Origin of the sequence: Paraburkholderia aspalathi (assembly GCF_900116445.1) — a bacterium.
Lineage (GTDB): Bacteria > Pseudomonadota > Gammaproteobacteria > Burkholderiales > Burkholderiaceae > Paraburkholderia > Paraburkholderia aspalathi.
Genome location: NZ_FPBH01000049.1, coordinates 18,350 through 38,068, shown reverse-complemented (window position 1 = coordinate 38,068; position 19,719 = coordinate 18,350). Strand labels below are relative to the sequence as shown.

General features: G+C 59.8%; 14 protein-coding genes, 1 tRNA gene and 4 pseudogenes. 4 read left to right on the top strand and 15 right to left on the bottom strand.

Annotation, left to right across the window (positions count from 1 at the left end; all coding sequences use genetic code 11):
• Nucleotides 1-152: 152 nt before the first annotated feature.
• Nucleotides 153-227, top strand: a pseudogene (locus BM438_RS46515) (IS6 family transposase); the annotation flags it as partial.
• Between the two features lie 128 nt (nt 228-355).
• Complete coding sequence (locus BM438_RS41355; RefSeq protein ID WP_093646721.1) at nt 356-1,495, top strand: IS110 family RNA-guided transposase; 1,140 nt, start codon at nt 356-358, stop codon at nt 1,493-1,495.
• A gap of 263 nt (nt 1,496-1,758) precedes the next feature.
• Here the strand turns inward: BM438_RS41355 and BM438_RS47140 are convergent.
• Nucleotides 1,759-1,833: pseudogene (locus BM438_RS47140) on the bottom strand (IS6 family transposase); the annotation flags it as partial.
• A 516-nt stretch (nt 1,834-2,349) separates the two neighbouring features.
• Here BM438_RS47140 and BM438_RS41350 point away from each other — a divergent pair.
• Both BM438_RS41350 and BM438_RS41345 read left to right on the top strand, forming a co-directional pair.
• Nucleotides 2,350-2,775 carry a MarR family winged helix-turn-helix transcriptional regulator gene (locus BM438_RS41350; RefSeq protein WP_093646719.1) on the top strand — a complete coding sequence of 142 codons (426 nt, stop codon included), beginning with the start codon at nt 2,350-2,352 and terminating at the stop codon, nt 2,773-2,775.
• A gap of 107 nt (nt 2,776-2,882) precedes the next feature.
• Entirely contained in the window at nt 2,883-4,235 is a 1,353-nt protein-coding gene (locus BM438_RS41345) for a chloride channel protein (RefSeq protein ID WP_093646716.1), read from the top strand.
• A 302-nt stretch (nt 4,236-4,537) separates the two neighbouring features.
• On the opposite strand, the gene BM438_RS41340 is transcribed toward BM438_RS41345, so the two are convergent.
• From BM438_RS41340 to fdnG, 14 genes and pseudogenes are all read right to left on the bottom strand, one after another.
• Complete coding sequence (locus BM438_RS41340) at nt 4,538-4,873, bottom strand: DNA recombination/repair protein RecA (RefSeq protein WP_244179578.1); 336 nt, start codon at nt 4,871-4,873, stop codon at nt 4,538-4,540.
• 122 nt (nt 4,874-4,995) lie between these two features.
• Nucleotides 4,996-5,220: pseudogene (locus BM438_RS47135) on the bottom strand (SDR family oxidoreductase); the annotation flags it as partial.
• A 91-nt stretch (nt 5,221-5,311) separates the two neighbouring features.
• Nucleotides 5,312-5,617, bottom strand: a pseudogene (locus BM438_RS47130) (SDR family oxidoreductase); the annotation flags it as partial.
• Nucleotides 5,618-5,854: 237 nt separating this feature from the next.
• Nucleotides 5,855-6,466, bottom strand: a complete 612-nt coding sequence (locus BM438_RS41330; protein ID WP_425270765.1) for a hypothetical protein — start codon at nt 6,464-6,466, stop codon at nt 5,855-5,857.
• A gap of 85 nt (nt 6,467-6,551) precedes the next feature.
• Entirely contained in the window at nt 6,552-7,244 is a 693-nt protein-coding gene (locus BM438_RS41325) for a nucleotide-binding protein (protein ID WP_093646711.1), read from the bottom strand.
• A gap of 9 nt (nt 7,245-7,253) precedes the next feature.
• The gene (locus BM438_RS41320; RefSeq protein WP_093646709.1) at nt 7,254-7,718 is read right to left on the bottom strand and encodes a hypothetical protein; all 465 of its coding nucleotides are present in this window, start codon (nt 7,716-7,718) and stop codon (nt 7,254-7,256) included.
• Between the two features lie 1,271 nt (nt 7,719-8,989).
• The gene (locus tag BM438_RS41315) at nt 8,990-10,243 is read right to left on the bottom strand and encodes a tyrosine-type recombinase/integrase (RefSeq protein WP_093646706.1); all 1,254 of its coding nucleotides are present in this window, start codon (nt 10,241-10,243) and stop codon (nt 8,990-8,992) included.
• A gap of 167 nt (nt 10,244-10,410) precedes the next feature.
• Nucleotides 10,411-10,503, bottom strand: a tRNA-Sec gene (locus tag BM438_RS41310).
• Nucleotides 10,504-10,560: 57 nt separating this feature from the next.
• Nucleotides 10,561-12,477, bottom strand: coding sequence for a selenocysteine-specific translation elongation factor (gene selB / locus BM438_RS41305; protein ID WP_093646704.1), 1,917 nt, complete (start codon nt 12,475-12,477; stop codon nt 10,561-10,563).
• Nucleotides 12,474-13,904 (bottom strand): L-seryl-tRNA(Sec) selenium transferase, encoded by a 1,431-nt coding sequence (selA, locus tag BM438_RS41300; protein WP_208620768.1) that lies wholly within the window; start codon nt 13,902-13,904, stop codon nt 12,474-12,476. The genes selB and selA overlap by 4 nt, the downstream gene beginning before the upstream one ends.
• A 16-nt stretch (nt 13,905-13,920) precedes the next feature.
• The gene (gene fdhE / locus BM438_RS41295; protein WP_093646699.1) at nt 13,921-14,919 is read right to left on the bottom strand and encodes a formate dehydrogenase accessory protein FdhE; all 999 of its coding nucleotides are present in this window, start codon (nt 14,917-14,919) and stop codon (nt 13,921-13,923) included.
• A gap of 109 nt (nt 14,920-15,028) precedes the next feature.
• The gene (locus BM438_RS41290; protein ID WP_093646697.1) at nt 15,029-15,694 is read right to left on the bottom strand and encodes a formate dehydrogenase subunit gamma; all 666 of its coding nucleotides are present in this window, start codon (nt 15,692-15,694) and stop codon (nt 15,029-15,031) included.
• On the bottom strand, nt 15,681-16,613 hold the full coding sequence (gene fdxH, locus BM438_RS41285; RefSeq protein WP_093646694.1) for a formate dehydrogenase subunit beta: 933 nt from the start codon (nt 16,611-16,613) through the stop codon (nt 15,681-15,683). The genes BM438_RS41290 and fdxH overlap by 14 nt, the downstream gene beginning before the upstream one ends.
• 9 nt (nt 16,614-16,622) lie before the next feature.
• Nucleotides 16,623-19,691: a formate dehydrogenase-N subunit alpha gene (gene fdnG, locus BM438_RS41280; RefSeq protein ID WP_143131847.1), complete on the bottom strand. Its 3,069-nt coding sequence runs from the start codon at nt 19,689-19,691 to the stop codon at nt 16,623-16,625.
• Nucleotides 19,692-19,719 lie beyond the last annotated feature (28 nt).

Sequence of the window (19,719 nt, the reverse complement as noted above, 5' to 3'; positions counted from 1 at the left end):
GGGGCTGGCCAGACCGTCTAGGTAGCACGCGGGGAAAGAGTAAAGAATTCTTTATGTGTGTCCGACTCGTGCATGCTGTCAACTCGCTGACGTCTCGCGACGCGCTTATTGGGCGCTGTCACGTTGGCGGGGTGTTTGCGTAACATGAAGCGATCACGAAAACTAAATCGCTTTATCACGGCCACCGGTTCCCGGCGACGTTCATCAGCCATGCGGTGCGGTGGTACTGATATGACTTTGCGTGAGGCAAGGGCTGGCCCGCCGTGGGGAAACTGAACGCGGGTTAGCATTGCTGTCAGAGCCGCACGGGCGTGGACTGGGCCATGCCCCGGCGATTTCCTCCACGGAGGCCAGCATGCGAAACGATAGCACGGTGTACGTTGGACTGGATCTTCACAAGGACTCGATCACGGTCGCCTACGCGATCGACGCGGGCGAGATCGAGCTGCTGGGCAAGACCGGTACAACCGGGGCCGACATCGATCGCCTGTGCACACGCCTGCAATCCAAGGCGCCGCACGTGCGCGTCGTGTACGAGGCAGGTCCATGTGGTTACGGGCTGTACCGTCAGCTCGTCCAGAAGGGCTTCGACTGCATGGTCTGCGCACCTTCACTGATCCCGCGCAAGCCGGGCGAGCGCGTAAAGACCGACCGGCGTGATGCCATCAAGCTGGCGCGCTCGCTGTGCGCCGACGACCTGTCGGCCGTGTACGTGCCCGGCATTGAAGACGAGGCATTCCGAGATCTCGCCCGCGCGTGGGCGGCTGCCCGCGAGGATCTGCGACGTGCACGGCATCGACTGAAGTCGTTCCTGCTCGCGCATGGCGTCCGTTATACCGGTAGCGCAAACTGGGGCGAGGCGCACCGTCGCTGGCTGGGCCGCTGTTCGTTTCCCAGCGCCTGGCAGCACCTTGCCTTTGACGAACACCGGCGCACGATCGAGGACCGGCTTGCGCAGTGCGCCCGTCTCGAAACAGCCCTACGCGAAGCGGTGATCTCCTGGCGCTTCTATCCGGTAGTGCTGGCCCTGCAGGCCATGCGGGGCGTCCAGTTCGTTACCGCCGTCGGGATGATTTCAGAAGTGGGCGACCTGTCCCGCTTCGAACACCCGCGTCAGCTGATGGCCTGGCTCGGCGTAACGCCATCCGAGCATTCATCGGGAGGCAAACGCCGCCAGGGCAGCATTACCAAAACCGGCAACAGCTACGCCCGAAGACTGCTGGTCGAAGCGGCCTGGAGTTACCGCCATCCTGCCCGCGTCAGTCCGGAAATCCAGGCCCGTCTCGAAGGTCTGCCCAAGGCCATCATCGACCGCGCCTGGGACGCCCAGGTGCGGCTGTGCCGACGATTCCGCCGGCTGACCGCGCGAGGCAAGCCCATCAACATCACGGTCGTGGCTATTGCCCGCGAACTGGCGGCGTTCATCTGGGACATCAGTCGACTGGCCATGGCGCTTGCAATACCTCGCAGCAAACCGCCCGCGGCCTGTGTGTGATTTCCCGAACAACGGAAGGAGTTTCCTGAAGGCGGCGCAGCCCGGCATCCGAGCAACCCGCGATGGTATTACGCAACGGGCATCACCAACTTGCGGCGGAAGTTAGCGGCAGGCTCATGAGGCGGACCTCTGTAATGCGGTATCCAACCCGCGGATGTCAGTGTGATCCACCGTCGAGACTTACTGCTGCGCCGCCCTCAGGAAATTCATGCGTCAATGCAACCTGGAAACCAATTTCGCGATTGACACGCAAAGTCATATCAATACCAGCGAACGGCGCAACTGATGACGGCGCCCGGGAATCGATGGCGATGGTACAGCGGCGTGGTTGTCTTCATCGCATCACGCTACCAGCCCGACCAGCTACCGTGACAACGCCGCCGTTTCGGGGCTCGTCGTCGTAAGGGGCAACATCGACCCCAAATAGGGCAGCTCAGATTCAGCGAATGGTAGCCCTGAAGTCTAATGTCGCATCATGTGGGACTGTCCGGTATATCGCGGACCAGGAGACGCAGGTAATACCGGATGCCATCGGCACTCAGCTCAACCGAAGATGATGCTCCGACCTCTGCTTGCGTGTCGACCACAAGTACAACAGGAATGTGCAACAGACCGAGCGCAGCAGGCCGCCAGCTTTCGCCAGTCAGATACAGGCATTTCCTGCCAGCTCAAGCGTAACCACCAGCCTGCTTGTCTGACTAGTTCGCATCTTTGCCTGACCCACTTTAAAATCCCAAACGAGCATCGATTCATCTCAGCTGAGTTGACGCCTTGGCTGAACACATCTGTGGTCGGCACGGCGACAGATGTGCCGCGCTCAATATCTCAAACCCGATTGTTAGCCCGGAGAACAAATGAGTTCGCGCAAAGGTGCTTTGCCTGAAACACTGAGTAAAGAAGATCTGGAGACGATGTCCGAGTTCCGCTACAGGCTGCGACGCTTCCTGCGGTTTTCCGAAGAGGTAACTCATGCCGCAGGGGTCACGCCTTTGCAGTATCAACTCATGCTGCAGGTTAGAGGTTTCCCCGGCAGATCGTGGGCGACGGTGGGCGAACTGGCCGAACGGCTGCAGGCGGCGCCGAACGGCACCGCTGCCTTGGTCTCGCGCTGCGAAGCCGCTGGTCTCGTGATTCGCAAACCTGGAGAGGAGGACCGGCGTCAGGTACGGGTCCATCTCACGGCGAAGGGCGAACGATCCCTGCTGAAACTGGCAGCGCTGCACAAACCCGAGATCGAGTCTTTCGGCTGGACACTTGGCAGAAAACCCGGGCGCCCATAAAGATCGATTCGCGCTGACGGACATTCGCCTCAATGTTATGTGCGGCCTGCGCTCGAATATGGCACATTGTGCTATATCTACTATACTTACCAGTTTTCGGCGGCGGCATGCATATTTCAGGGCTTATCGACAAACGTACAATACAGCGTGGCCGACGACTATGGCTGCACTACGGTGTGTTCTGGCTGGGCGCTATAGCGACAGGCCTCCTCGCCGTCCTCTACGCACAGCTGATCGACATTGGGTATAACGCTTTCCTGCGGTATGCGACGCGCTACTGGTGGCTTCCGTTGCCGGTTACGCCCGTCATTGGCGCGGCTGGCGTCTGGCTGACCCGACGCTTTTTCCCCGGGGCGGAAGGCAGCGGCATTCCGCAGGTAATAGCGACACTCCATGACGACGGCACTCTTGCCCCCCGGCTTCTCAGCATCAGGATTCTGGTCGGCAAGATACTCGTATCATTTCTGTCAATACTGGGTGGATTCACGATCGGCCGCGAAGGCCCAACCATTCACGTTGGCGCGGCCCTTATGTTTAACCTGCGGCGTTTTTACCCGCAGCGATTCCGGGCCATTCGCGGTACAGAGCTCGAGCGCAGGCTCGCGCTCGCGGGGGCCGCTGCCGGCTTGTCGGCAGCCTTCAATGCACCACTTGCTGGAGTCGTTTTTGCCATTGAAGAGTTGACCCGCAGCCTCGAACAACGCACGAGTGGTGTGCTCATCACCGCCATTATTTTCGCCGGCGTCGTTTCATTGGGGCTACAGGGAAACTACACCTACTTCGGCACGATCGACGTAGGTGGCCATTTTCCAGACCTGCTCGCGGTCGCGGTCCTGCTGATCGGCGCGGTGTCGGGAGTCGCAGGTGGGCTGTTCTGCTGGCTGCTGCTGAATACCCGCCGCTGGATGCCGGCTTCCATCACGAGCTGGCGAGGCCGCCAGCCAGTCGCCTTCGGCGCTGCCTGCGGCCTGATCATCGCCGTGATCGGCGTTGCGTCGGGTGGGCATACGTTCGGCAGCGGCTATGCTGAGGCGCGTGCGATGCTCGAAGGACGCACGCAGCTCGGCGTCACCTATCCGCTGCTTAAGATGGCGTCAATGGTCGGATCTTATCTGCCGGGAGCGCCAGGCGGCCTGTTTGCTCCGTCGCTTGCCATCGGCGCGGGAATCGGCAATGCGCTGCATCTGATATTCGGCCAGATGCAACTCCCGATGCTGATCGCGCTTGGCATGGTTGGTTATCTCGCAGCCGTTACACAGAGCCCCATTACCGCGTTCGTGATCGTCATCGAAATGATCAACGGCCATGCGCTTGTCATCTCGCTGATGGCGACTGCGCTGATCTCGAGCCAGGTGTCGAAGCTGTTTGCCCCTGCGTTATACGAAGCGCTGTCGGAGCGATATCGCGCCCTGGGCGACGCACCGAAGACTGCCGTCGCGGAAGACCAGCGTCGGGAATGATACCGAACGGCCGCTTCTATGGGGACTTGTTTGTCAAGCCATTTTGATCACGTGAAGGGCTTGGACTTCATCGCGGCACCTGTATGTTGTGCTGAGCGGGTGAAGCGTTAGCACGACATGGCCGTTCCCATCCTGATCCAGGGTCGGGGTGTAACGAGCGTTCGAGCCAGTGCCCGAACGAACTTCTATCCGCGCAGGGTGCGAACACCCTGCACCTCATGCAGCATGCGCGCAAGGCGCACTGACAAACCCCAGTTATGGGCGCACCCCCGGGGGGTCAGAATTCGGTGCAAATCAACAGTCTACGTCGCTCGGTCCGTTTGACGCCGTACTTTCGCTATGCGCCAGACCACGGACCGCTGGTCAACCACCGCATGTACGGGTGAATGGCCCATCTCAAGCATGATCCGCTCTGCCGCGTCAGTGCCATTCGCGACCGAATCCCAAATCAGCATGTCGACGATGGAGCCATCGTCTAGCTCGGCGATGCGCCGTGATTGAAAACCTGGCTGGCAATTTAGCCATTCATCGATGTCGGCATTAGCAGCGATAAAATCTTTGACGGTAAGACCCTTGGCAAGTCTGAAGGTCGTGATTTCTATCGCCTGGTCTTTTTGAGGTTTCATCACGTCGATCATCCCTGCGCCGTAGGGCGAACAATTATTTCGTTGACGTCGACGTTCTCGGGCTGGCTGATCGCATAGCCGATCGCCTCTGCAATCGCCGATGCGGGAATAGAGGCCTGATCCATCATCGCGCGAACACCGGCCCTCACTTGTGCATCGCCGATCCCATCTGCCAGCTCACTGCGTGTGAGGCCAGGGCTGACAACTGTCACACGCAAATTCCTGCTTTCTTGCCGAAGTCCCTCGGACAGTGCCCGCACCGCGAACTTGGTTGCGCAATAGACGGCGGCGGTGGGATCTACCCGGTGAGCAGATACCGACGCCACGTTGATGATATGTCCAGCGCCTTGTTTGCGCATGATCGGCATGACCGCATGCGATGCCGTAAAGGACGCCGCGGAGGTTGACGTCGATCATCTGATTCCATTCGTCAATCCGCAGGTCTTCCATCAACGAGAGGGGCATCACACCAGCGTTGTTGATTAATACGTCGACACGGCCGTAGTGCTCCTCAGCGGATGCGACGAACGACTGAACGCTGCCGAGATCCGTTACGTCCAGCTCCTGGAAGAACGCCTGGCCGCCGGCTTCCTGGATCTGCCGCGCAAGCGAGGTGATCCTGTCCGTGCGCCGGGCACCAAGAACAACCGGATAGCCGTTCGCCGCCAGATGACGGGCAGTGGCCTCGCCGATGCCACTGCTGGCACCGGTGATCAGGGCGACTTTGCTCGATATTTTTGGGGATGATTCCGTCATTGAATGCTCCTATTGCGATTGACTTCGGGAGGTCTACCCGTGGTCCACACTATGCGATGAAGCACTCCTTCAACGTTATCCCGATCCTGCAAAATTCGTCTACGATCCTGCAAATTGCTGCGGAACAGGCTTCGGTTCATGGCAGAGTTGTATATGATTTCCATACCCTACATGCTTGCTGGGCAAACACCTCAATGGCAACCATCCAGAATTCTCGCAGCCAGGAAATGGCATCCATCATTGCTCGATTTGCCGACAGCGATGGCGAGCATACGACCGCTCACCTGCCCAGAATGCAACAGCACCCAGCAGCGCAAACAGACCAACCGCGACAGACAACAGATAACCTAGTCTACGTATCAGACGCCGCCCGGATATTTCGATACTCACCTGCACCTGTCTGGCCGCAGCCTCTGTCGTCCGTTCAAAAAGATTCGCTGCCTCATCCAGCCGCGCTCGGTGTTCCCGCGCCGCCAACGCTGCCGCACCGACAAGTCTGTTACCTGCCACGTTCGCAACCCGGTTCGCCGTCCGTTCAGCGAGCGAGGTTATCGATGCCGCGTTGAGTTCTGCCAGTGCAACCTGATACCTCCCTTCGTGTTCCCGAATCAGGCTCTCGGCCAACTGGATCGTGGCCTTGCAGCGCGCGAGCGCGTCACGATGCTGGCGCATCAGGGTATCGGCTGCTTCCTCCGTCTCCCGACGCACGGCATCGAACCCACCATCTCCAGCCTTGCGGATACGATCCGGCATCGCTTCGTAAAGCCGCGCGTAGTATTCGAGCACAGCGATCATCGACCATAGTGCATCGTTGTCGCGCAGGTTCAGCGCCCCGGATATCCGGCGCATGCGCAGCAAGCTCGTATCATCGGGCACTTCGCCCGCGACATCGAGAAATAGCCGGGCGAGTGCATCAGGCGACTTCGCCCGCCGGTTACGCATCGGACGTCACACGCGCGAACATGTCGCTATACAGGGCGCGCCAGCGCAGCAGTTCCGCCCTCTCGCCGATGTGCATCGTCTCAGCCGCCCTGCGGATCGACAGACGCTGACTGCGAAGTTCGTCGGCGACCCGATCTGCAAGATCGGGAAAATCCAGTGACTGGCCTTGCGCCTCGACAGTCTTGCGAAGTTTCGACTCTCGGTACAGCGTGAACTTGTCCGGTGTACCGAAGTAGCCATTGCGCACAACGTGCGTAAGCGCATGTGGAAACTTCTCGCCAAATTCCATCAACAGTTCGAGACTGTCACGCTGCCGGTTGATGACCCACAGCACAACGAGGCGCCGCGCCAGCTCGTCCAGCGTATCGGCAAGTGTTCCGCCGTATTGCGCAACACCTGTCTGACTACGTGCCGCCGTGTTAACGATGACCGTCGCATCACGATGCGCATCGCAAAAATTGACGAAATCTATCCAGCCCCCCGCCTCGTCCAGATCGCATGACGCGCATTCGACCTCGTCATGGACAGCCTTCATGACATCGGGATTGGACGTATCCGTCTCCACCAGTACGACGTGAACGTCCGAACGACGAAGATAATCGACCAGCGCCAACGTGACGAAGCTCTTGCCGACACCGCCCTTGCTGCCGCCGACCATATAGATGGGGTGGTTTTCCGTTGCCATTTCATACCTCTACAAGTTTTCGGTATCCGGCCTGATCGGAAATCCGAGGAAGCCCTTTACCGGCGTGGATTCCGGCCGGGTTATTCCCCCATCCCTTTTCTTTTGCGATTCGGTGCGTGCATTGCCTGTATGCGATGACCTCGCGTGGCTGGCTTTCTTCACGCGAGGCAATGCCGCATCACTATTTTTTGTGACATGCCTTTCCGTCGGTGCAGACCGGCCCTCCTTGACTGCGCGCTGCATCGCATATCGCAACGTGGCTGCACTGATTTCCACGCCGTCCTGCGCGATCTGCTGGACGATTTCTTCCTGCGTATACCCCTTCTTCTGTGCGCCAATGATTTGAGACCGCAGGGATTTCATTGCATCGCGGACATTGACGCGATGCTCATGCGCGGGCTTCTCCGGCAGCGCATCAAGACGGCGCGCGGCAGCGTCCCACTGTGCCTGGGTAAAGCTCTTCACCATCGGCATGATTCACTCCTGCACGCTGCCGTCATCCCATCTTGCTAAGAGGAATAACGCACGTCAACCCCTGCAAACAGGCGGTACTCGAAGCGATGGAACGTGTCGGAACGATCAGGAATTTGCCGGAAAAAAAACTTTCTTTGCGCCGTGGCATGGTGACAAAGCGCATGATTTTTCTCACACGAAGGTCACGACCAGGTCAGATTTTCAGTCGAGTGATTGGCGGTTTTTGCGTTGGCACCAGACAGCATGTCGAATCCCTCGAGCTTCACGCTGCGCCAGACAATTGCGAAATTTGATACTACGTCGCCGGACAGCTCAGTTTTTATCGCTCGACCTGCCGGAGTCATCCCGCTCAACTTGCGTGAGCGGCGGCACCCTCGCATGGGGAATCGGTCCAGTCTCGTAAATCTTTCTGCGCGATGTCCGGTAGCCATGCTTCCGTATGTTGCACCAGCACGCCCACCATTACGTTTCGGGTAGGTCAACTATTTGCTTGGACACGAAGACCTGTCCGCGCGATACGCCGTTCTTTTCTATCATGATGGTTCAGCTTGCCGCACACGGTGTTTCATTTTCTTGTGCAAGCAAACACGTCTTCTTGCGGTAGGAGTTCATCTATGTGCGCAGCCACGGTCAACCTCGCTCACGGGATTTGCGAACGGCAAATTCAAGAACATTAAAACGAGGGATGGCAGGATAGGCTACCGCCGGTTCTGGGCGCCATGTACAACGCACTTCTATCAGATAAGCATGGTCGCGGTCTCCGCAACCTTATACTTGCCGACGGACCCTCTCGCGTAGACCGGGATGCTGTTACGCATTTCGGCAATGTCATAGATGAGATCAACGCGAACATCGAGAAACATATTATTGGCCTTCGAATAGCTCTCTGTCGGCTGCGACGTGCGGAGGGCGAGCGCGCCCTACTACGGCCGGCCGGGACATTGTCGCGTAGAAGACCGCTCGCATAGAATTGCGGACGTTAAATGCTCTGTCGCGGATGGTGAGTCGGCCGTTGCGATAATTATTGACTGGTCATGTGGCGGCCGCCTTACCGAAATTCGGCCCTTTTGCAGAAGGGACGTGAGCTTCAAGAACACGCAAGGAACGATACTGCTTCGAGTTGAACAAACACCAGCCGATCCGTCATGACCGCCCTCGGTTTTGCGACGTGTCAATCCTGCATCGACAGCAACATATCGCAATGGTTCGCGCAAGTGAACCAATCGATGTCGCCCCCATTTCGGGCGATTTTCCGCGCCCTCAAAAAACAATTATGCAGCGAACGCTTGAGGTACAGCCGAAGCCATTGGCGCAATCTTTTCGTGCTCCTTAGCGCAATACCTTCCCCAATCTTCCATCATCACGCGCCGACGCTCAAGCTGGTCGCGACGCCGGTAGGCCGCCACTGTCTGCGAAACGATAACGTGAGCAAGTGCCTCTTCAGCGAGCGAATCCGGGTATTCCGTGCATTCAGCCACCCAGTCGCGGAACGTCGACCGGAAACCATGCACGGTGATCCCGTGCCGTGCCATGCGTTTCAGAAGAATCAGCATCGCCATGTTCGACAATGGACTTCCTTCCTTGCAACCCGGGAACAGATACCCGTATTTTGCCTTGGGCAGCGCGCAGCGCACGATGTCGACGGCCCGCTCACAAAGCGGCACGCGCAACGGCCGGCCACTTTTTGTACGGTCGCCGGGAATTGACCACACACGATTGTCCAGATCGAACTCCTCCGGCCGCGCATACCGCACCTCGTTCGTGCGGGTCGCCGTGAGGATCAGAAGGTGCAGTATCCGTGCCGCACGCCGGGGACGTTGCTCCAGCTCGCGGATGAACGCCGGAAGTTCTTCCCAGGGCAACGCGGGATGGTGTCTGACCTGCGAACGTTTCTTTGACCGCGGCAACACAATTTGCAGATGGTCAACGTAACGTGCCGGGTTGCCTCCAGTGCGGTGACCCAGCACCGCCTCCGCGTCGAGGATCGCCTTGATGCGACCACGCACGCGGCGTGCTGTCTCCGCCTTTTTCGTCCAGATCGGTTGGAGAATTCGCATGATCATCGCGGTGTCGATGTCGCGCACCCGGACGTCGCCGATCACCGGATAGGCGTATGTCTTCAGCGTGTTGCCCCACTGCTGGACATGTTTGTGATTTCGCCACTCAGGTTCCCGCGCGCGGATGTACGCTTCGGCTGCCTCACGAAACGTCACGTTGGCATCCGACGAGATATTAAGCAACTGTCGACGCTGCTCCTCGCGTCGCGCAAGGATAGGATCGATCTGGTCCCTGACCATCTCACGATAACCGGTAGCCAGTTTCCGAGCCTCGGCAAGCGAGACTCGCGAAACCGGACCGAGGCCCATCTCCCGAACACGCCCATTGAGCTTGAAGCGAAACACCCACGAACGTGCACCACTGTCCGCGATCTGCATGTAGAGACCACCGCCGTCGGCGTAGTGGCCAGGAGCCACCTCCTTTGCAATCCGCAGCGCACTGAGCCGGTGTAACTGTCGTCCTGACATGGTTCCCTCCTACCCACTTACCCATCTTCCTACCCATACTTCGTGGGTAAATTGTGCCGGATCGTAGTGGAAGCAGCAAGCACGTCGTTACCCATAAATCGCTTTTAAATCAGCGATCTACGAGACGTTTATGGAAGATATCGGAATGCCCGGGAAGCCATGCCGGGCGGAAGGCAGCCGGAGTCGAACCGACCTGAGAGCGTCTGACGCCCTCAACTGGATTTGAAGTCCAGCCGCACCACCGGATGCGAATGCCTTCCTACGGTGATTGAACAAATTGAACTACCTGAACCACGCCCTGCAACTCAAACACTGAATCAATTCAGTTCGAGCCAACGACTATCCGTGCGCATCAGATGTAGGCCACGGTGGAAGCGAGTATATCCAACCCGGTCGAAGAATTCCAAAAGCTGGATCGCGCGTTTTCGCCCGAGCCCAGTGACATCGCGAAACGGCGCGGCCGCTACCGTACCCGCATTCTTTTGCGCTTCGGAACCCGCAATCAAAGCCAGTTCGCGAATTACCTCGTGGTGATAGAAGAGGTCTCGCACAACCTGAAAAAGCTCGCCCTGTCGCGCAAGTTTGCGCAGTAACTGCCGCACGCGGTCTTCGGATACGCCGTGTGCATTTGCCAGATCACGCACCCAAGGCGGATCGAAACGTCCGTCTTTTAGCGCCGGCAGCAGCGCCGAAGCGAGTGCGCGATCGGCGTCGTCGAGCGTCACCGCGTGGTCCGGCAAATGCAACCAAGGCCCACGTCTGACGATCTCGCCGCGCGCCGCTGAATCGTCGACTAGTGCGCGCCACAATGCGTCGTCGACGAGCGGCGCTGCGATCCGCCGTAAGCGCGATACATCCGGGCCGAGTTCGTCTGGCGAGCGCTCGTGGTATTGCCTTAGCGCCGCAATAAGGCGCGCATTCAAGGCACGCCATGACGCATCAGCGATCAACAACGCGTCATTACCGCCGGGGAGTTCCACCACACGTGCGTCAGATGGCAACGCGAGCACGGCCGCCGGCATACCCGTCAGTCGTTCCAGCAACGAACGGGACAATCCATGCGGCGCCCTTGCCAGAAGCGAATCCAGCGCGCCGGTGTCGAGCATGACCTGAATCGCATCGAGCCACGCCAGCCGCTCAGCCGAGCGACGTTTGCGCGAAGGCGCAAACGGATCGAGCACATGACCGCCGCCAACCGTGCGATTAGCCTGGGCATTGCGCACGACAAAGCGGTCGCCAGGAAGGGCGCACACCGGCCGTTCGAACACGAGTTGCACGCGCGCCCGCTGACCTGCGCAAAGCGTCTCGCCATCGAGCAACGCGACATGCGCCACTTGATGCTGTGTGCCGAGGTGCACATGCAACGGCGCCCAATGCTCCAGCGTCAACGGTGCGTCGGCGAGCAGCGTCAGCATGACGTCGATGCGCTCCGAGGCTTCTGACAAACGTGGATCGACAATCCAGTCGCCACGATCGATTGCGCTCTTCTCGATGCCCGCGAGATTCAACGCGCAGCGCTCACCGGCCCTTCCAGTCTCGGCCGGACGATTCTGCGCATGAATACTGCGCACGCGCACCGGCTGATTTTTCGGCGTGAGCAGCATCGTGTCGCCCACCGCTACGCGTCCCGACACCACGGTCCCGGTCACGATCGTGCCTTGGCCTGAGAGCGTGAAGACCCGGTCGACCGCGAGACGGAACAGACCGTCGTCGCGTCTCATGCGCCACTCAACTGCCGCGGCGTGCAAATGCGCTTTCAACGCGGCCACGCCTGGATCCTCTTCACGCGTCGCGCAGGTGTCGAACACGGGTGCGTCCTGCAGCACGCTGCCGCTCAGAAACGCAGCCACCTCGTCATGTACTTGCTGCAACCGCTCGGCATCAACACGATCTATCTTGGTCAGCGCGATCGCGCCGCGCTTGATGCCGAGTAGCTCGACTATCGCCAGATGTTCGCGTGTTTGCGGCATGACGCCATCATCAGCAGCAATCACGAGCAACGTGAAATCGATTCCGCTTGCGCCCGCGGTCATCGTATGGACGAGCTTTTCGTGACCCGGCGCATCGATCAGGCCGAGCACGTCGCCGTTGTCGAGCGGCACGTACGCATAGCCCAGTTCGATCGAAATGCCGCGCGCCTTTTCTTCCTTGAGTCGATCCGTATCGACGCCCGACAACGCTCTCACCAGACTCGTTTTACCGTGGTCGATATGCCCGGCCGTACCTACGATCATGCCTGCACGTCCTTCAGTTGCTCGATCAACTGCGCTTCATCGGCGGCTTCGAGACAGCGCAGATCGAGACGCAACGCATCGTCTGCAATCCGGCCGATGACCGGCCGCGCCATCTCACGCAAGCGCTTCTCGAGCGCGAGCAACTGACGGCCGCTGCGCTTGCCGTCGGCGGTCCTGACGACAAGACCGTAGCTCGGCAGCACATCGACAGGCAATGCGCCGCTGCCTATCTGACTGAACATGGGCTCGGCCACGACGACGTAGCGATCGCCGGCCACACGCTGCAACGCAGGCTGCACCCGCTCCGCGGTGAGCCGGATATCGTCGCCCGGTCGCGTAAGCAAACGCAGCGTGGTCAGCCGCTCAGCGAGTTTTTCCGGCGCGCGATACATCTGCAGCACGGGCTCCAATGCCGCGAGCGTCAGTTTGCCGACCCGCAGCGCGCGCTTGAGGGGATGCTTCTTGATCTTGGCAATCAGATCACGCCGGCCGACGATCAACCCCGCCTGTGGGCCGCCAAGCAGCTTGTCACCGCTGAACGTGACGAGGTCGGCACCGGCTTCGATGGTTTCGCGCACGGTCGTCTCACGCGGCAAGCCCCATTGCGTCAGATCGACCAGCGTGCCGCTACCGAGGTCCACCGCCACGGCAAGACCGCGCGTGTGGGCAAGCGGCGCGATGGCGTCGACCGCGACCTCTTTGGTGAATCCGCTGATCGCGTAATTGCTCGTGTGGACTTTCATCAACAGCGCAGTCTGCGGACTGATCGCTTCGTCGTAGTCCTTCAGATGCGTACGGTTGGTGGTGCCGACTTCGCGCAACTTCGCGCCCGCACGGTTCATGATGTCGGGAATGCGAAACGCGCCGCCGATTTCAACCAGCTCGCCACGCGACACGATCACTTCTTTCTTCGACGCCAATGCGGACAACGTAAGCAACACTGCCGCGGCATTATTGTTGACGACGGTAGCCGCTTCGGCCCCTGTCAGTTCGCAGATGAGTTCGTCGATCAGGTCGTCGCGATCACCGCGCTTGCCGGTGCCGAGATCGAACTCGAGGTTGGCCGGTTGCGTGAGCGCCTTCATGACGGCTTGCACCGCTTCGTCGGGCAGCAATGCGCGGCCGAGATTGGTATGCAGCACGGTGCCGGTCAGATTGAAGACGCTGCGCAAGCGGGCCGCGTTGCGGCGGCGCAGCGTGGCCTCGACGGTGACCTGTAGTTGCGCGATATCGAGCGCGCTCACCGACGCATCGCCGGACTGCGCGCTGACGCGCCAGGCGTCGAGTGCGTCACGCAGAGCACCCAACACCTGAGTACGGCCGAACTCGGTTAGCAACGGCGCAAACTCGGCCGACGCCATCACCTTTTCTACCGACGGCACACGCGCCATCAGCGCCCGCAATTCAGAGCCGGTTACATCGCTCACGAGGCAATCCTCATTCTCAGTCGGACTCGCCGGAAGAATCATCAGCCGCAGGTTCGGCCTGTTCCGGCCAGAGCCACGGATGCGGCGACGCGCGCCGGTAACCTTCCGCTCCCATCAGCAGGTCCAGCGTGAGACTGGCGAGATCGTCCGCGAACGGTTCGAAATCGTAGTCCTTCGACTGGATGCCGATCTTCCGGTAAGTATGGCATTCGTCGCACGACTCCGCCTTCAAGGACGCATTCTTCGAATCGGCTTCTCGCGTGGCCTCGTCGGCGTCCTGCGAGCCGACAGCGTGATAGGCAATGCCTTTGGTCGAATCGCAGTTCGAGCATTTCGCGCGGACCATGTGCCACTCCGTCGCACACAGGCCGCATTGCAGGTAACGGTAATTGTCGTACGCACCGCCCACGCGCACCATGCTTGCCACCGGATGCGATCCACACACCGGACACAAGCCCAGCGTCTCGATGTACGGCACCTCGCGCTTGTCGATGTCGGCAGCAAGGTCGGTCCATACGACTTGCAGCGCCGCCATGATGAACGGCGCGCTCGCCGGATCGACTTCCTCGAAGCGCTGCGCGAAGATCGCGTCGGCCTGGGTGTCGAGCGTGGCCTGATCCAGCGTTCGCTGCTTTTCAATGAGCGCTTCTAGCGGCGGTGTAAGCGGGCCGGCGGCCTGCACCTTGTCGAGCAGATGCAGCAAAACCTCGTGCCACGCGGGATCGCGCACGCCGGAAAGCGCTGGAATCAGCGGCATGGAATGCTGCTGTGCACTCGCGATCAACTCGGCGCTGGGCGGCTTTGCCTTGAAGCCGGTGATCACGGCTTGCTGCGCGTCCGCCAGCACAGCCATCAGACGCAAATAGCCGGCGATCGGATTGCTGAGCGCCGCCAGTTGGCGCAGCCGCGCGGCGCGCGCCGAAAAGACCGCCAGCCGTTCCGGCGTACGGATGCGGGGAATCGCCGTGTGGTCGAGCGATTCGATATCGCCGGCCTCAAGAATGCGTTGAACCAAAGTATCGACCTCTGAAAACTGCGCTAAAAACTGAAGAGCCGCCGCAGTTCGTCGAACAGGGGCGGCGGCTCGGGGTGCGTGGCAAGCTGCGCCACGCTTGTTGCCGTTCCTACTTGCCGATGATTTCCTTGAACCAGTTCGGATGATGCTTTCTCGCCCAACCGTAGGTCACTGTACCGCGCGTCATCGCACCGATCGAGCCCTTGATCCACAACGCCGCATAAATATGCACGACGATGCCGACGATCAGCACGAACGCAGCCGCAGCATGAACCAGCACCGCGAGGCGAATGATCTCGATCGGAAAATAGAACGAGAAATAGCGCCGCCAGATCACAATGCCGCTCGCCAGCAACAGCAGCAGGCAAATCACCATAGTGAAAAATAGCAGCTTTTGACCGGCGTTGTATTTCCCAATCGCAGGGAGTTTTTCCTCACGATTGTTGAGCACGTCGTCGATCTGCTTCATCCACTGGATGTCGGCTTTGTCCAGATAGTTGTGATGCCAGAAACGCAACGCAAGAATCAGGAACGACAGGAACATCACACAGCCGACAAATGGATGCAGAATCCGCGTCCATTGCCCGCCGCCGAAGATCGCGTATAGCCACGACATCGCCGGATGAAACATGGCGAGACCGGAGAGCGCCAGCAGAACGAACGTGATAGCAGTGATCCAGTGATTCGTCCGTTCATTCGGCGTGTAGCGCTGGATCAGGCTGTTGCCCTTCACGTCTTTCAGCACAACGTGCTCATGATTTTCAGCGTGCTTCATCGGATGCCTCCCGCGAACGGCGTGCTTCGTCAGCTTCGTGCTGTGCTTCGGCTTCTTCCGCCTCCGTCACCTCGTTCGGACCGACACGGGTGTAATGGAAGAACCCTGCCACCGCAGCAAACGCGATACCTGCCAGCGCCAGCGGTTTCGCCAGACCTTTCCACAGAGAAACCATCACGCTGATTTTCGGATTCTGCGGCAAGCCGTGATACAGGTTGGCTTTGTCGGCGTGATGCAGCACGTACATCACGTGCGTGCCGCCCACGCCGGCAGGATCGTATAAACCGGCGTTCTGGAAACCGCGCTCCTTCAGATCGACAATCCGATCCGCCGCCTGCTGCTTCATGTCCTCCTTGGTGCCGAACATGATCGCGCCAGTCGGGCAGGTCTTCACGCACGCCGGCTCCTGACCGACAGCCACGCGGTCCGAACACAGCGTGCACTTGTACGCACGGTTGTCCTTCTTCGAAATACGCGGCACGTTGAACGGGCAGCCGGTTACGCAATAGCCGCAGCCGATGCAGTTTTCCTCGTGAAAATCCACGATGCCGTTCGTGTACTGCACGATCGCGCCCGGCGAGGGGCAGGCCTTCAGACAGCCCGGATCCTCGCAGTGCATGCAGCCGTCCTTGCGGATCAGCCACTCGAGATCGCCTTCGGTGTTCTCGTACTCCGAGAACCGCATGACGGTCCACGAATGCTCAGACAGATCGCGCGGGTTGTCATAGATGCCGGTCGTGGTACCGATCTCGTCGCGCAGATCGTTCCACTCCATGCAGGCCGTCTGACACGCCTTGCAGCCAATGCACTTCGATACGTCGATGAGCTTGGCGACCGTGCCCGTCACCGGCTCACGCACTTGCGGTTCAGGCAAGGTCGTGGCCGAGAGGCGTTTGATATCCAGTGATTGCAGTGCCATCTCTTTTCCTTATGCCTTTTCGACCTTGACGAGGAACGACTTGAATTCCGGTGTTTGCGAATTCCCGTCGCCCACGGAGGGCGTCAGCGTATTGACGAGATAGCCCGGTTTCGCGAGCCCCTTGAAGCCCCAATGCAAGGGCAAGCCGACCGTCTGGACCTTTTTCCCTTCGATCATCAACGGTTTGATCCGCTTGGTGACGAGCGCCACGGCGATGATGTGCCCGCGATTGGACGACACCTTCACACGATCCCCCGCGACCACGCCCACTTCCTTCGCCAGATCTTCGCCGATCTCCACGAACTGCTGCGGCTGCACAATCGCGTTCAAACGCGCGTGCTTGGTCCAGTAGTGGAAATGCTCGGTCAGACGATACGTGGTGGCCGTATGCGGGAAATTCTCATGCGTGCCGAAGGCGGCCCGATCGTCCGGGAACACGCGCGCCGCCGGACTGCTGACGACCGCCTTGTTATCCGGATGCAGCGGGTTATAGCCGAGCGGCGTTTCAAACGGTTCGTAGTGCTCGGGGAATGGCCCTTCCACCAGACCGTCGCGCGAGAAGAAGCGCGCCACGCCCTCCGCATTCATGATGAACGGATTCATGCCGTTTTCAGGCGGCTCATCCACCTTGAAGTCGGGAATGTCGGCACCGCTCCACGTCTTGCCGTTCCACGCGATCAGCTTGCGCGTGGAGTCGAACGGTTTGCCGCTGGCGTCGCAGGAAGCGCGGTTGTACAGAATCCGCCGGTTCGCAGGCCACGCCCATGCCCAGTTCAACGTATTGCCTATGCCGGTCGGGTCCGAGTTGTCGCGACGGCCCATCTGGTTGCCCGCCTGAGTCCACGCACCGCAGAAAATCCAGCAACCGCTCGCAGTACTGCCGTCGTCGCGAAGCTGCGCGAAGCCCGCCAGCTGCTCGCCTTTCTTCGCGAGCACCTTGGTTTTGTCGGTAGCGTCGGTCACATCGGCGAGGGCCTTGCCGTTGAACTCCATGGCGATTTCTTCAGGCGTCGGGCTTTCCGGATCGGAGTAAGGCCAGCTCATGTTGAGAATCGGATCGGGATACTTGCCGCCGTTCTCCTTATAAGCCCTACGAATGCGCAGCCACAGCCCCGACATGATCTCGAGGTCGCTCTTCGCTTCGCCCGGGCCGTCAGCGCCCTGCCAGTGCCACTGCAGCACGCGGCTGGAACTGACCAGCGAGCCGCGTTCCTCGGCGAAACACGTGGTGGGCAGACGGAACACTTCCGTTTGAATCGTCGACGGATCCACGTCGTTGAACTCGCCGAAGTTCTTCCAGAACTCCGAAGTTTCAGTAGCGAGCGGATCCATGATGACAAGCCACTTCAACTTGGCCAGACTCGCGCCGATCTTCGCCTTGTTCGGCGCCGCGGCGAGCGGGTTGAAGCCCTGCGCGATGTAGCCGGTCATCTTGCCTTGATTCATCAGCTCGAAGACCTGCAGCATGTCGTATGACTTATCGAGCTTCGGCAGATAGTCGTAGCCGAAGTTGTTCTCGGCGGTCGAGTTATCGCCCCACCACGACTTCATAAAGCTGACGTGAAACGCGCGGTAGTTGCGCCAGTAGCTCAACTGGTTCGGCCGCAACGGCTGGCTCGCGCGCTTCTTGATGAAGGCGTCGAAGTCCTGCTCGCCTTCCATCGGCAGCGTCATGTAGCCCGGTAACAGGTTCGACATCAAACCCAGGTCGGTCAAACCCTGAATGTTCGAGTGACCGCGCAGCGCGTTCATGCCGCCGCCCGCAATGCCGATGTTGCCCAGCAGCAATTGCACCATCGCGCCGGTGCGGATGATCTGCGCGCCGATCGAGTGATGCGTCCAGCCGAGCGCGTACAGGATCGTGCCGGCACGCCCCGGGACAGCTGTGGACGCCAGCATCTCGCACACCTTGAGGAATTTTTCCTTCGGCGTACCGCAGGTCCGTTCGACCTGTTCGGGCGTATAGCGCGAGTAGTGCTGCTTCATCAGCTGGTAGACGCAGCGCGGGTGCTGCAGCGTCGGGTCGATTTTGGCGTAACCGTCGTCGCCGATCTCGTAGTCCCACGTGCTCTTGTCGTAGCTGCGTTTATCCGCGTCGTAGCCGGAATACAGGCCGTCCGTGAACGAGAAATCCTCGCGCACGATGAACGGCATATCCGTGTAATTCCTGACGTACTCGTGCTGAATCTTGTCGTTGGTGAGCAAATAGTTGATCACCCCGCCCAGGAACACAATGTCCGAGCCGGTTCGAATCTGCGCGTAGTAATCCGCGACCGAGGCCGTGCGCGTAAAGCGCGGATCGACCACGACCAACCTTGCCTTGCGATGCGCCTTCGCTTCCGTGACCCACTTGAAACCGCACGGGTGCGCTTCGGCCGCATTGCCGCCCATCACGAGAATCACATCCGCGTTCTTGATGTCGACCCAATGGTTCGTCATCGCTCCACGGCCAAACGTCGGGGCAAGACCTGCCACCGTCGGGCCGTGTCAAACACGTGCTTGATTATCGAATGCGAGCATGCCAAGACTGCGGACAGTCTTGTGCGTCAAATATCCCACTTCATTGCTACCGGCCGATGCTGCGAGCATGCCGGTGGTCAGCCAGCGGTTGACCTTCTTGCCGTCTTCCGTCGTCTCGACGAAATTGGCGTCGCGGTCTTCCTTCATCAGTTTGGCGATGCGATCGAGCGCGTCTTCCCAGGAAATCCGCTTCCATTCATTTGATCCAGCCGCGCGGTACTCCGGATACTTCAGACGGCTCGGACTGTGAATGAAGTCGATCAGGCTTGCGCCCTTCGGGCACAACGTGCCGCGGTTCACCGGATGATCGGGATCGCCTTCGATGTGGATGATGCTGGACTTTGCATTCTTGGCGTTGTCGCCAAGTCCGTACATCAGGATGCCGCAGCCCACCGAACAGTACGGGCAGGTGTTGCGGGTTTCGGTTGTGCGCGACAGTTTGTACTGACGAACCTCGGCCAGCGCGGGTGCCGGAGAGAAGCCCATGAGGGCCAAACTTGATCCGGCGAGCGTGGTGGCGGAGACCTTCAGAAACTGTCGCCGGGACATGTGGGTCATGTAATGGCCTCGGCTCTTTTTGGGATAC